The 12,930-nt window shown below is 72.7% G+C and carries 12 protein-coding genes; 10 read left to right on the plus strand and 2 right to left on the minus strand.

From position 1 onward, the window contains the following. Positions 1-26: 26 nt before the first annotated feature. Positions 27-1,229: an amino acid deaminase/aldolase gene (locus tag OG842_RS31680; RefSeq protein ID WP_266736017.1), complete on the minus strand. Its 1,203-nt coding sequence runs from the start codon at positions 1,227-1,229 to the stop codon at positions 27-29. Positions 1,230-1,740: 511 nt separating this feature from the next. Here OG842_RS31680 and OG842_RS31685 point away from each other — a divergent pair. The 3 genes from OG842_RS31685 (at position 1,741) to OG842_RS31695 (ending at position 4,641) form a co-directional block, all read left to right on the plus strand. Then, positions 1,741-2,646, plus strand: coding sequence for a hypothetical protein (locus OG842_RS31685; RefSeq protein ID WP_266737316.1), 906 nt, complete (start codon positions 1,741-1,743; stop codon positions 2,644-2,646). Next, a complete protein-coding gene (mycP, locus tag OG842_RS31690) occupies positions 2,643-3,839 on the plus strand; it encodes a type VII secretion-associated serine protease mycosin (RefSeq protein ID WP_266736015.1) in 1,197 nt (398 codons plus the stop codon). The genes OG842_RS31685 and mycP overlap by 4 nt, the downstream gene beginning before the upstream one ends. Before the next feature lie 73 nt (positions 3,840-3,912). After that, on the plus strand, positions 3,913-4,641 hold the full coding sequence (locus tag OG842_RS31695) for an SseB family protein (protein WP_266736014.1): 729 nt from the start codon (positions 3,913-3,915) through the stop codon (positions 4,639-4,641). Between the two features lie 82 nt (positions 4,642-4,723). Here OG842_RS31695 and OG842_RS31700 read toward each other — a convergent pair whose 3' ends face one another. Beyond that, positions 4,724-5,086, minus strand: a complete 363-nt coding sequence (locus OG842_RS31700) for a DUF1844 domain-containing protein (protein WP_266736012.1) — start codon at positions 5,084-5,086, stop codon at positions 4,724-4,726. A 342-nt stretch (positions 5,087-5,428) separates the two neighbouring features. On the opposite strand from OG842_RS31700, the gene infC reads away from it, so the two are divergent. The 7 genes from infC (at position 5,429) to pheT (ending at position 12,905) form a co-directional block, all read left to right on the plus strand. Next, positions 5,429-6,127 (plus strand): translation initiation factor IF-3, encoded by a 699-nt coding sequence (infC, locus tag OG842_RS31705; RefSeq protein ID WP_266736011.1) that lies wholly within the window; start codon positions 5,429-5,431, stop codon positions 6,125-6,127. 121 nt (positions 6,128-6,248) lie between these two features. Further along, complete coding sequence (gene rpmI, locus OG842_RS31710; RefSeq protein ID WP_072484441.1) at positions 6,249-6,443, plus strand: 50S ribosomal protein L35; 195 nt, start codon at positions 6,249-6,251, stop codon at positions 6,441-6,443. Positions 6,444-6,556: 113 nt separating this feature from the next. Next, entirely contained in the window at positions 6,557-6,940 is a 384-nt protein-coding gene (gene rplT / locus OG842_RS31715; protein WP_072484442.1) for a 50S ribosomal protein L20, read from the plus strand. Between the two features lie 121 nt (positions 6,941-7,061). Continuing rightward, positions 7,062-7,892 (plus strand): TrmH family RNA methyltransferase, encoded by an 831-nt coding sequence (locus tag OG842_RS31720; protein WP_266736009.1) that lies wholly within the window; start codon positions 7,062-7,064, stop codon positions 7,890-7,892. 89 nt (positions 7,893-7,981) lie between these two features. Beyond that, entirely contained in the window at positions 7,982-9,121 is a 1,140-nt protein-coding gene (locus OG842_RS31725) for a sensor histidine kinase (RefSeq protein ID WP_266736008.1), read from the plus strand. A gap of 146 nt (positions 9,122-9,267) precedes the next feature. Beyond that, entirely contained in the window at positions 9,268-10,395 is a 1,128-nt protein-coding gene (pheS, locus tag OG842_RS31730) for a phenylalanine--tRNA ligase subunit alpha (protein WP_266736007.1), read from the plus strand. Continuing rightward, on the plus strand, positions 10,395-12,905 hold the full coding sequence (pheT, locus tag OG842_RS31735) for a phenylalanine--tRNA ligase subunit beta (RefSeq protein WP_266736006.1): 2,511 nt from the start codon (positions 10,395-10,397) through the stop codon (positions 12,903-12,905). Before pheS ends, pheT begins: the two co-directional genes overlap by 1 nt. The last annotated feature ends 25 nt before the right edge of the window (positions 12,906-12,930 follow it).

Here is a 12,930-nt window from a genome sequence, read left to right on the forward strand (position 1 = left end):
GCGGGCCGCCCGGCGGGCCGTCCGGCTCAGAGGAACGTACGGCCCTCGCCCCGGTACGTCGGCACCGTCGCGGTCACCCGGTCGCCCTCGATCAGCTGCAACTCGTCGAAGCGCTCGCACAGTTCACCGGCCTTCGCGTGCCGGAACCACACCTTGTCGCCGATCAGCAGATCGTCGGCCGGGGCGCCGAGCAGCGGGGTCTGCACCTCGCCGGGCCCCTCCTGCGGGTCGTAGCGCAGCCCCTCCGGCAGATACGGCACGGGCAGCCGGTCCGGGCCCGCCGGGCCGGACGCCGGATAGCCGCCGCCGAGGACCGTCACCACCCCCACGCCGGGCCGACGCACCACGGGCTGGGCGAACAGCGCCGCCGGACGGGCCGTGAACGACGTGTAGTTGTCGAACAGCCTCGGTACGTAGAGCCCCGAACCGGCCGCGATCTCGGTCACCGCACGCTCGGCCGCGGTGTGCTGCACACTGCCCGTGCCGCCGCCGTTCACGAACTCCAGGTCCGGCGCCACCGCCCGTACCGCGCGCACCACCTCGGCCCGCCGGACGGCCAGCTCCCTGCGGCCCGCGGCCTGCATCAGCCGGACCGCCCGGGAGCGCAGCGGCTTGCCCGCGACGGAGTCCCCGACCCCGGCGATATGGCCCTCGTACGCCATCAGGCCCACCAGCCGGAATCCCGGCCGCCGCGCCACCGAGCGTGCCAGCTCCGCCAGTTGGGCGGGGGAGCGCAGCGGCGAACGCAGGGCGCCGATCCTGACCCGGCCGCCGAGCAGCTGGAGCGAGGTGTCCAGCTCCAGACAGACCCGGATCTCCTCGCGCCCGCCCGCCCGCGCCGCGTCGATCAGCTCCAGCTGCGCGTGGTCGTCGACCATCAGCGTCACCGCGGCAGCCAGCTTCGGATCGGCGGCCAGCTCGGCGATGGCGGCCCGGTCGGCCGACGGATAGGCCAGCAGTACGTCCTCGAACCCGGCCCGCGCCAGCCACAGCGACTCCGCCAGCGTGAACGACATGATCCCGGCGAAACCGGGCCGCGCGAGCACCCGCTCCAGCAGGGTCCGGCAGCGAACCGACTTGCTCGCCACCCGGATCGGCTTCCCGGCCGCCCGGCGGACGAGATCGTCGGCATTGGAGTCGAACGCGTCGAGATCGACTATGGCGATCGGGGCGTCCAGATGGGCGGTGGCCCGGTTGTAACGGGTCCGGTCAGCGGCACGGGCAGTCATGGCCGCAGCTTGCCAGACGTCCGTACTGCTGGGTAGGGGGATGAACTGCGCAGATCGTCCCGGGCGGGGAACTGCCCGCTCCCGCCGGGGCCGTCCCACCCCGTAGAGTGACGGCACGCGGCAATCAACGGGCCTGCCTGTGAAGTCGATCCGCGCGCGGTACGGAACGGGACCAGGGGGGCGGATGAGTACCGAGGCGCAGCGCGCTCCTGTCCCGCCCCGCCCCACGACTCCGCCACCGACGCCCCCGGCGCAGGGACCCGCGACGACCTCCACGGGCGCGCCCGTCCCGACGAGCCGGAGCGCATCCGAGCCCGCGGCCGCCGTCCCGCCCGTGGAGACCACGGCCCGGCTGAGGCCGGTACCCCCGGCCCCCGCGCCCGACGTGCCCGCCACCCCGCCCCGCACGGCCCCGCCCGCGACCGTCCCGCCCGTCGCGGCCCCTCCCGCCACCGCGCCGCCGCGCCCCGAACAGCCGCCCGCCGCGACCCGACGGCGGCCCGTCGGCGCCGTGGACCTCACCCCGCGCCCGGGAGCGGTTCCGCCACCGGGCGGGTCGGCCCCCGCCTTCCCGCACGCCTACCAACAGCCGCAGCCGTACCGCGTTCCCCCTCCCGAGACACCAGCGGAGACCACCACCCGGCTGCGCCCGATCCGTACCCGGCACCCCGCCAGGACCGCGGCCGCCGCGGCCTGTGTCGTGCTCGGGCTCGGACTGATCGGCGGCGCGGCCACCGGCGCCTGGCTCACCAGCGACTCCTCGGCCGACGCCGCCGCCCACAGCGCCTACACCGTGGGCCGCTCCGCCTGGCACAACGTCCCCGTGGACACCCTCTTCCCCCGCACCCTGACCGGTGACGGAGCGGGCCCCGGCGGCGCAGACCGGGTCTGGACCCGGATCGCCGTCGCCCCGGACAGCGGCTGCCGGGAGGCCCTGGACCCGCTGCTGGCCCGGATCCTCGGCCCGGTCGGCTGCGAGCGCATGCTCCGGGCCACCTACACCGACGCCACCGCCAGCAGCGTCACCACGGTCGGGGTGATCTTCACCGAGGGCGACGAAGCGGCGATGAAGGCGCTGAGCACCCGCTTCGCCGACCAGCGCCTCGGCCGGCGCACCGACCTGATGCCCCGCACCTACCCCGTCAAGGGCACCGTCGCCGCCGGATTCGGCGACCGGCAGCGCGCCAGCTGGACCGTCCACGTACTGACCGAGGTGCCAGTCGTCGTGTTCGCCGTGTCCGGCTTCGCCGACGGGCGCACCGTCGCCGACCCGCAGCCCGTCGACAGTGCCATGGCCGCGGACGCCACGACTGCCGCGGCCCAGGCCGGGCTCGGCCACGAGGCCAAGGGCATCGCCGACCGGATCGAGCGTGGTCTGCGCAGGACCGTCACCGACCTCACGGAGAAACCGGAATGAGCCGTCGCACCCGCCGCCACCGCGCCCTGGGCGCGGTCTGCGCCGCCACCGCGTTCGCGCTCCTGCCCGCCGTACCGGCCAGGGCCGATGCCATCCGGGACCAGCAGTGGGGTCTCCAGGCGCTCCACACCGACCAGGCGTGGCGGACCACCAAGGGCAAGGGAATCACCGTCGCCGTCGTCGACACCGGGGTCGACGGCAACCTGCCCGATCTGTCCGGCCAAGTACTGCCCGGCAAGGACATGATCGGCTTCGGCGCAGGCCGAGGCGACCGCTCCTGGGCCCGCCACGGCACCGCGATGGCAGGCATCATCGCAGGTCACGGCCATGGAACGGGGCGCAGCGACGGGGTGCTCGGCATCGCGCCCGAGGTGAAGATCCTTCCGGTCCGGGTGATCCTCGAAGCCTCCGACCCGGCCCGCGCCAGGGCCCGGAAGTCACGCGGCACGGCCCTCGCCGACGGCATCCGCTGGGCCGCCGACCACGGCGCCGACGTCATCAACCTCTCGCTCGGCGACGACAGCAAGTCCGCGCACCCCGACCCGGGCGAGGACGCCGCCATCCAGTACGCGCTGAAGAAGGGGGCCGTCGTCGTAGCCTCCGCGGGCAACGGCGGCGAGAAGGGCGACCACATCTCGTACCCCGCCGCCTACCCCGGCGTGATCGCGGTCGCCGCCGTCGACCGGTACGGCACCCACGCCGCGTTCTCCACCCGCCGCTGGTACGCCACCGTCAGCGCACCCGGCGTCGACATCGTCGTCGCCGCGCCCGACGGGCAGTACTACGTGGAGTGGGGGACCTCGGCCGCCTCCGCGTTCGTCTCCGGCGCCGTCGCACTGGTCCGTGCCGCGCACCCGGGGCTGACGCCCGCCCAGATCAAGAAGCTCCTCGCGGACACGGCCCGCAGCTCCCCGGCGTCCGGCCGGGACGACGCCCGGGGGTACGGCATCGTCGACCCCGCCGCGGCGATCGAGGCCGGCGCCGCGGTCCGCCCCGCCGGTCTGCGCGCCGAATCCACCGAGACCGGTTACCGGAAGCGCTACTTCGGCTCCGGTCCCACCCCCGAGCAGCACGAGAACGGCGCCGCGGGCTGGCTCGCGGCGGGCGCGGGCGGTCTGGGAGCGGTCCTGCTGGCCCTGGCCGTGGTGCTCTGGCGCGGCAGGGGCCGGGGCTTCGTCACCGCACGGGGCTGACCCGCCGTCCCGCACGGACGGGACGGTCGGACCTGTCGGCGGGACGGCACGGCCCAGGCACTAGGCTCGCCCCGTGGCGCAGAAGAACATTCCGGACCCCGGATACTCCGACGACGACGGCACGGCCGACCCGGCACTGGCGGCGGCCCTGGCCGCCTGGGCCCAGGACCGCAAGGCCGTCGGCCCGGTACTCGAAGCCCTCAAGGGAGCCCGGCTCCTCGTCCCGGTCGTCGCCGTGCTCGGGGAGGTGGAAGAAGACGAGAACGGGCTGCGTCGCGAGAAGACCAGCGACATGGCCGTCCCCACCCTCCAGGCCGGGGACCGTCGGGCCCTGCCCGCCTTCACCTCGACCGACACGCTGGCCCGCTGGGATCCGCAGGCACGCCCCGTCGCCGTACCCCTGCACCAGGCGCTGCAGGCCGCCGCGCACGAGAAGGCGGACACGGTCGTGCTCGATCTCGCCGGCCCGGTCGCGTTCGAGCTGACCGGCTCCGCGCTGCTCGCTCTCGCTGAGGGCCGCACCAGCGCCGACCCGCTCGACGACCCCGCCGTCACCTCGGCGGTGCGCAACGCGGTCGCCGGCGAGCCCTCGGTGCTCCGTGCCCACCTCGGGCCCGGCCGGGCCGACGGCACCCTCGCCCTGGTCCTCGCGCCCGGCACCGACCCCGCCGAAGCGGCCCGCCGGGTCGCGGAAGTGCTGGCGGCCGACGAGGTCCTGCGCGCCCGCCTGGTGCGCGGCCTGGACCTGGCGCTGCTGCCGGCCGACGCCGTCGCGCCGGGCGAGCCGCTCTTCACGCGCTGATCGCGCCGTGACGCAATCGAGCCCCCTGCCCACCCGGGCAGGGGGCTCGATCACGTCGAAGGAGCAGGAACGGGGAGGGGACTCAGCCGAAGACGGGGCCGGTGTACTTCTCGCCGGGGCCCTGACCGGGCTCGTCCGGCACGAGCGACGCCTCGCGGAACGCGAGCTGCAGCGACTTCAGGCCGTCCCGCAGCGGGGCCGCGTGGAAGGAGCTGATCTCGGTGGCGCTGGCGTCCAGCAGCCCGGCCAGCGCGTGCACCAGCTTGCGGGCCTCGTCGAGGTCCTTGTGCTCGTCGCCGTCCTCGGTCAGCCCGAGCTTCACGGCGGCGGCGCTCATCAGATTGACCGCGACCGTCACGATCACCTCGACCGCGGGCACCTCCGCGATGTCGCGGGTCATGTCGTCGAAGCCGGGGGAATCACTGCTGGGGGTCGCGTCACTCATGCGCCATACGATAGGCCCACGCCACTGCCGCCCCGTCCGCGGGAGCGGCGGGCGACAGCCGGTTAGCGTCCGCCGGGGGGAGCTGCTAACCTTGTGTAACGACCGGCTGGGCAGCTATGTGCCCGGCCCACAAGTGGAGGCTCCGATCTCCCACCTGACCGCCCTTCGGGACGGCAGGTCATCCGGTCAGGCGGTGACCATCGTTCCGTACGGACGATGGGACCGCCCGATGCGCCCCGCGGTTGACCGCGGTGGTTCCGGTTGTTCCAGGAGCCCCGCCTGTGTCCCGTCCGGGGCATTTTTATTGCACTGGTGCGGTTGGTCTCACGAAACAGACGTTACGTGGCTGTCCGCCAGGCGGCCGCGTGGTGCTACCGAGGAGGATCCATCAGCGCCGAGCCCCGCATCAACGACCGGATTCGCGTTCCCGAGGTGCGACTTGTCGGTCCCAGCGGCGAGCAGGTCGGGATTGTTCCGCTTGCCAAGGCCCTGGAACTCGCACAGGAGTACGACCTCGACCTGGTCGAGGTGGCGGCGACCGCCCGTCCGCCCGTGTGCAAGCTCATGGACTACGGGAAGTTCAAGTACGAGTCGGCCATGAAGGCCCGTGAGGCGCGCAAGAACCAGGCGCACACGGTCATCAAGGAGATGAAGCTCCGGCCGAAGATCGACCCGCACGACTATGACACCAAGAAGGGTCACGTCGTCCGGTTCCTCAAGCAGGGCGACAAGGTCAAGATCACGATCATGTTCCGTGGTCGTGAGCAGTCCCGCCCCGAGCTGGGCTTCCGACTGCTCCAGCGTCTGGCTTCGGACGTGGAGGAACTCGGCTTCATCGAGTCCAACCCGAAGCAGGACGGCCGGAACATGATCATGGTTCTGGGCCCGCACAAGAAGAAGACCGAAGCCATGGCCGAGGCCCGCGAGGCCCAGGCCGCCCGCAAGGCGGGGCGTCAGGGTTCCACCCCCGACGCCGAGGCCGCGGGCGAGGCTGCCGAAGCGCAGCCCGAGGCTCCGGCCGAGACACCTTCCGAGGCCTGACCTCAGGGGGCCGCCATCCAGGCGGCCCCGGGTCTCCCCGGAATTCCCACCAAGATCTGACGCCCCTGCTGCCCGGTGCCCGCACCGCGAGGGGCGCCACTGACGAGGAGAGAACGGCGCGATGCCGAAGAACAAGACGCACAGCGGTGCCAGCAAGCGCTTCAAGATCACCGGCTCCGGCAAGGTGCTCCGTGAGCGCGCAGGCAAGCGCCACCTTCTTGAGCACAAGTCGTCCAAGAAGACCCGCTCGCTGACCGGCACGGTCGTAGTGGCTCCGTCCGACGCCAAGAAGATCAAGAAGCTTCTCGGCAAGTGAGTCCGCGGCCCGCGGCGAATCCGCGGGCGGCGCATTCGAGACCGGGACCAATTCGTTTCCGGGCTGGGTGAGTCGACACCACGAACACCAGCCCCGCTACAAGGAGTTAAAAAGTGGCACGCGTCAAGCGGGCAGTAAACGCTCACAAGAAGCGCCGGGCAATCCTCGAGCAGGCCAGCGGTTACCGCGGTCAGCGCTCCCGCCTGTACCGCAAGGCGAAGGAGCAGGTCACCCACTCCCTCGTCTACAACTACAACGACCGCAAGAAGCGCAAGGGCGACTTCCGTCAGCTGTGGATCCAGCGCATCAACGCCGCTGCCCGCCAGAACGGCATGACGTACAACCGCCTCATCCAGGGTCTGAAGGCCGCCAACATCGAGGTGGACCGCAAGATCCTGGCCGAGCTCGCGGTCAACGACAGCAACGCGTTCGCCGCCCTCGTCGAGGTTGCCCAGAAGGCCCTCCCGAGCGACGTCAACGCCCCGAAGGCCGCCTGATCCAGGTCGCACTGTCTTCCGTTCCGGACCCGCAGGCGCTCGCCGTCTGCGGGTCCGGTGCGTTGCACGACGCATTCCGTACGTCCGCCACCTCCGTACGCAGAGAGGCTCGCCGCCGACCATGGGCACCCCCGAACTGATCTCCCCGCGATCGCCGCGCGTCACCGCCGCCCGGCGGCTGGCCAAGCGCAACTTCCGCGGCAAGGAGCGCAGGTTCATCGCCGAGGGGCCGCAGGCCGTGCGCGAGGCCGCCGAGCACCGCGGCAGCGACGGCGAGCCGACCCTGATCGAGCTGTTCGCCACCGTCGAGGCGGCCGAGCGGTACGCCGACATCGTCGCCGCCGCCCACGCGGCCGGCGCCCGGGTGCACCTCGCCGACGGCGACGTGCTCGCCGACGTCTCGCAGACCGTCACCCCGCAGGGCCTGATCGGCGTCTGCCGCTTCCTCGACTCCCCGTTCGACGCGATCCTCGCCGCGAAGCCGAAACTGGTCGCCGTCCTCGCCCACGTACGCGACCCCGGGAACGCCGGGACGGTGCTGCGCTGCGCCGACGCGGCGGGCGCCGACGCCGTCGTGCTCACCGACGCCTCGGTGGACCTGTACAACCCCAAGTCCGTCCGGGCCTCGGTCGGTTCGCTCTTCCATCTGCCGGTCGCCGTCGGCGTCCCGGTCGAGCAGGCCGTGCAGGGGCTGCGGGCGGCGGGCGTACGGATCCTCGCCGCCGACGGCGCGGGCGACGACGACCTCGACGACGAGCTCGACGCGGGCACCATGGGCGGGCCGACCGCCTGGGTCTTCGGCAACGAGGCCTGGGGGCTGCCGGAGGAGACCCGGGCACTGGCCGACGCGGTCGTGCGGGTGCCCATCCACGGTAAGGCGGAGAGCCTCAACCTGGCGACGGCGGCGGCCGTGTGTCTGTACGCCTCCGCGAGGGCCCAGCGCCCGCGGTGACAACGCAGGGTGTCGCCGCGTCACCGACGACTAGTAGGGTGGCGAACTCGGGGGCCCACTGCACCGGTTCGAGAGGTGGGGTACGGGATATGGCTGTCGGCATGAGCACGCCGCGCGAGACACATGCCGCCGTCGTGCGCGCCGAAGCGGCCGAGAGCCCCGAGCCCGCAGCCGTCGGCCTGGGGATCGATCCCGACGACCTGCCCGACGGCCTGGTCGTCGCCGACGGGACCGGCCGGATCATCTGCTTCAACGCCGCCGCCGCCCGGATCACCGCGATGCCCCGGGCCGGCGCCCTCGGCCGCTCCCTGGAGCACGTACTGCCGCTGGAGGACCTCAAGGGCCGCCGCTGGTGGGCCCTGACCGACCCGTACGGCGGCCTCGCCACCCGGGTCGGCCAGCCCGAACGCAATCTGCTGCTGCCCGGCGGCCGGGAGGTCCTGGTCTCCGCCCGCTACGTGCGCGAGCACCCGACCGGACCGGTGCGCCGGGTGGTGGTCTCGCTGCGCGGCACCGAGGCCCGCCGCCGCAACGAACGCAGCCACGCCGAGCTGATCGCCACGGTCGCCCACGAGCTGCGCTCCCCGCTGACCTCCGTCAAGGGCTTCACCGCGACCCTCCTCGCCAAGTGGGAGCGGTTCACCGACGACCAGAAGCGGCTGATGCTGGAGACGGTCGACGCCGACGCGGGCCGCGTCACCCGGCTCATCGCCGAACTGCTCGACATCTCCCGGATCGACTCCGGGCGCCTGGAGCTGCGGCGCCAGCCGGTGGACCTCTCCCTCGCCGTCGAACGCCACGTCCAGGCCCTCACCGCGACCGGCCAGAACCCCGACCGCTTCCTCGTCCGCACCTGCCAGCCGCTGCCTGCGGTCTGGGCCGACCCGGACAAGGTCGACCAGGTGCTCGGCAACCTGCTGGAAAACGCGGTGCGCCACGGCGAGGGAACCGTCACCATTGAAGTCGCACCCGCACCCGCGAAGAGCGACGAGAAGGGAACGGCGGTCACCGTGAGCGACGAAGGCCCCGGCATCCCCGAGGAGTCGATGGGCCGTGTCTTCACCCGCTTCTGGCGGGGGAGCAAGCGCGGCGGTACGGGCCTGGGCCTCTACATCGTCAAGGGCATCGTCGAGGCGCACGGCGGCACGATCACGGTCGGTCGCGGCCCCGGCGGCGGCGCGGAATTCCGATTTATCCTGCCCGTGAGCACGCCGGCCTACCTGGTCTGAGCGGGCCCACGGGCCTCCCACACATCCTGTGGCCCTTAGACTCGACCTTTGGCACCTTTGCGTCCTCCAGTCGTCGATCGGGGCCATGGGGGTCCGGGGCCTTCCCCGGTAAGCGCAGTATCAGCCAATCGGAAGCACGGGAAGAGATGTCGGCACCGAACAAGTCGTACGACCCAGTCGAGGTCGAGGCACTGAAACCGGAAGAGATCGAGCGCATGCGGGACGAGGCGTTCGCCGCCTTCGCCGCCGCCGGTGACCTCGACGCGCTCGCCCAGGCGAAGACCGCGCACACCGGGGGTACCTCACCGCTGTCGCTCGCCAACCGCGAGATCGGCGCACTGCCGCCGCAGGCCAAGGCCGAGGCGGGCAAGCGCGTGGGCCAGGCCCGCGGCGCCGTGAGCAAGGCCCTCGCCGCCCGTCAGGCGGAGCTGGAGGCCGAGCGGGACGCCCGCGTGCTGGTCGAGGAGGCGGTGGACGTCACGCTGCCCTACGACCGCACCCCGGCCGGCGCCCGCCACCCGCTGACGACCTTCATGGAGCGCGTCGCGGACGTCTTCGTGGCCATGGGCTACGAGGTCGCCGAGGGCCCCGAGGCCGAGGCGGAGTGGTTCAACTTCGACGCCCTGAACTTCGTGCCCGACCACCCGGCCCGGCAGATGCAGGACACCTTCTTCGTCCAGGGCCCCGACGGCGCCAGGAACGACGAGTCCGGGGTCGTGCTGCGCACCCACACCTCGCCGGTCCAGGCCCGCTCCCTGCTCGACCGGGAACCGCCGGTCTACGTCGTCTGCCCCGGCCGCGTCTACCGCACCGACGAGCTCGACGCGACGCACACCCCGGTCTTCCACCAGATCGAGCTGCTGGCCGTCGACGAGGGCCTCACCATGGCCGACCTCAAGGGCACCCTCGACCACATGGTCCAGGCGCTCTTCGGCCCGGACATGAAGACCCGGCTGCGGCCCAACTTCTTCCCGTTCACCGAGCCGTCCGCCGAGATGGACATGGTCTGCTATGTCTGCCGCGGCGCGTCCGTCGGCAACCCGGACCGCCCCTGCCGCACCTGCGGCAGCGAGGGCTGGATCGAGCTCGGCGGCTGCGGCATGGTCAACCCCAAGGTGCTCATCGCCTGCGGCGTCGACCCCCAGAAGTACAGCGGATTCGCCTTCGGGTTCGGCATCGAACGGATGCTGATGTTCCGCCACAACGTAGAAGACATGCGAGACATGGTCGAGGGTGACGTCCGGTTCACCCGGCCGTTCGGGATGGAGATCTGATGCGCGTCCCGCTTTCCTGGCTGCGGGAGTACGTCGACCTGCCGGCGACGGAGACCGGCCGTGACGTACAGGCCAAGCTCGTCGCCGTGGGTCTGGAGGTCGAGACCGTCGAGCAGATCGGTGCCGGCCTCAAGGGCCCGCTGGTCGTCGGACAGGTACTGACCATCGAGGAGCTGGAGGGCTTCAAGAAGCCCATCCGCTTCTGCACGGTCGACGTCGGCAGCGCCAACGGCACCGGCGAGCCGCAGGAGATCGTCTGCGGCGCCCGTAACTTCTCCGTCGGCGACAAGGTCGTCGTGGTCCTCCCGGGCGCCGTGCTGCCCGGTGACTTCGCGATCGCCGCCCGCAAGACGTACGGCAAGACCTCGCACGGCATGATCTGCTCCACCGACGAGCTCGGCATGGGCGACGACGGCACGCACGGCATCATCGTGCTGCCGCCGGAGCACGAGGTGGGCACCGACGCGATCGAGCTGCTCCAGCTCGTCGACGAGGTCCTGGACATCGCCGTCACGCCCGACCGCGGCTACTGCCTCTCCATGCGCGGCGTCGCCCGCGAGACCGCCATCGCGTACGGGCTGCCGCTGCGCGACCCGGCGCTGCTGGACGTGCCCGCGCCGAACGCGTACGGCTACCCGGTCAAGGTCGCCGACCCGATCGGCTGCGACAAGTTCACCGCGCGCACCGTGGTCGGCCTCCAGCCCGAGGCCCGCTCCCCGATCTGGCTGCAGCGCCGCCTGCAGAAGGCCGGGATGCGTCCGATCTCGCTCGCCGTCGACATCACCAACTACGTGATGCTGGAACTCGGCCAGCCGCTGCACGCCTACGACCGCACCCGCGTCGACGGGCCGATCGGGGTGCGCCGCGCCCAGCAGGGCGAGAAGCTGACCACCCTCGACGGCACGGTCCGCGTCCTGGACGCCGAGGACCTGGTCATCACGGACAACCGCGGGCCGATCGGCCTCGCGGGCGTCATGGGCGGTGCCAACACCGAGATCGCGGACGTCGACGGCGAGCACCACAGCGCCGAGGTCGTCATCGAGGCCGCGCACTTCGACGCGATCTCGATCGCCCGGACCGCGCGTCGCCACAAGCTGTCATCCGAGGCGTCCAAGCGCTTCGAGCGCGGATCCGACCCGCAGGCCGCCGCGGCCGCCGCACAGCGCACCGTCGACCTGCTGGTGCTCCTCGCCGGCGGCACCGCCGAGGCCGGGGTCACCGAGGTCAGCGCACCGTCGGCGCCCCGCACCATCGCGATGCCCGCGAACCACCCCGACAAGGTGGCCGGCGTCGAGTACGGCCGCGAGACCGTCGTACGCCGCCTCCAGGAGGTCGGCTGCGACGTCTACGGGCAGGACGAGCTGATCGTCACCGTGCCGTCCTGGCGCCCCGACCTCAGCGAGCCGAACGATCTCGCCGAAGAGGTCATCCGCCTGGAGGGTTACGAGAACCTCCCGTCCACCCTCCCGACCCCGCCGTCCGGCCGCGGGCTCACCGACCGCCAGCGGTTGTACCGCAGGGTCGGCCGGGCGCTTGCCGGAGCCGGCTTCGTCGAGGCGCTGAACTACCCGTTCATCGGCGAGGCCGCGCTCGACCAGCTCGGGCTCGACGCCGAGGACGCCCGCCGGCGCACCGTCAAGCTCGTCAACCCGCTCTCCGACGAGGAGCCGGCGCTGCGCACCACACTGCTGCCGGGCCTGCTCGGCGCACTGCGGCGCAACGACGGCCGCGGCAGCCACGACCTCGCGCTCTTCGAGACCGGCCTGGTCTTCCGGCCCACGGGCACGGAGACGAAGGCCGTCCCGCTGCCCGTCGACCGCCGTCCCACCGCCGAGGAGATCGCGGGCCTCGACGCCTCGCTGCCGCGTCAGCCGCGCCGCGCCGCGGTCGTCCTCGCGGGCGCCCGTGAGCAGGCCGGCTGGTGGGGCAAGGGCCGCCCGGCCGACTGGGCGGACGCCATCGAGGCCGCCCGCACCATCGCCCACGAGGCCGGTGTCGAGGTGACCGTGCGCAGTGACCGGCACGCGCCGTGGCACCCGGGCCGCTGCGCCGCGCTGTACGTCACGGTGAACGGCGAGGAGACCCTGTTCGGTCACGCCGGTGAGCTGCACCCGCGGGTCGTCAAGGACCTCCACCTGCCCGAGCGGACCTGCGCCGTGGAGGTCGAGCTCGACGTCCTGGAGCAGGCCGTCGACGGCGCGCTCCAGGCGCCCCGGATCTCCACCTTCCCGGTGGCGACCCAGGACGTCGCGCTGGTCGTCGCGGAGAACGTCCCGGCCGCCGACGTGGAGCGGGCGCTGCGCGAGGGCGCGGGCGAACTGCTCGAATCGGTGCGGCTGTTCGACGTCTTCACCGGTGAGCAGATCGGTGCGGGCCGCAAGTCGCTCGCGTACGCGCTGCGCTTCCGCGCGGCGGACCGCACGCTGACCGTGGACGAGGCCTCGGCCGCGCGCGACGCGGCGGTGGCCCTGGCCGCCGAGCGGACGGGCGCGGTGCTGCGCGGCGCGTAGCGTTTCCGCGCACAGACGGCGAGGA

The sequence above is a fragment of the Streptomyces sp. NBC_00376 genome (assembly GCF_036077095.1).
In the GTDB taxonomy this organism is placed as follows: Bacteria; Actinomycetota; Actinomycetes; order Streptomycetales; family Streptomycetaceae; genus Streptomyces.

What these genes read in the sequence shown, in the direction of transcription:
- OG842_RS31725 (WP_266736008.1), top strand. Translation starts at nt 7,982, where the DNA reads ATGGCTGTCGGCATGAGCACGCCGCGCGAGACACATGCCGCCGTCGTG.
- pheS (WP_266736007.1), top strand. Translation starts at nt 9,268, where the DNA reads ATGTCGGCACCGAACAAGTCGTACGACCCAGTCGAGGTCGAGGCACTG.
- OG842_RS31720 (WP_266736009.1), top strand. Translation starts at nt 7,062, where the DNA reads ATGGGCACCCCCGAACTGATCTCCCCGCGATCGCCGCGCGTCACCGCC.
- rpmI (WP_072484441.1), top strand. Translation starts at nt 6,249, where the DNA reads ATGCCGAAGAACAAGACGCACAGCGGTGCCAGCAAGCGCTTCAAGATC.
- pheT (WP_266736006.1), top strand. Translation starts at nt 10,395, where the DNA reads ATGCGCGTCCCGCTTTCCTGGCTGCGGGAGTACGTCGACCTGCCGGCG.
- OG842_RS31680 (WP_266736017.1), bottom strand. Translation starts at nt 1,229, where the DNA reads ATGACTGCCCGTGCCGCTGACCGGACCCGTTACAACCGGGCCACCGCC.
- mycP (WP_266736015.1), top strand. Translation starts at nt 2,643, where the DNA reads ATGAGCCGTCGCACCCGCCGCCACCGCGCCCTGGGCGCGGTCTGCGCC.
- OG842_RS31700 (WP_266736012.1), bottom strand. Translation starts at nt 5,086, where the DNA reads ATGAGTGACGCGACCCCCAGCAGTGATTCCCCCGGCTTCGACGACATG.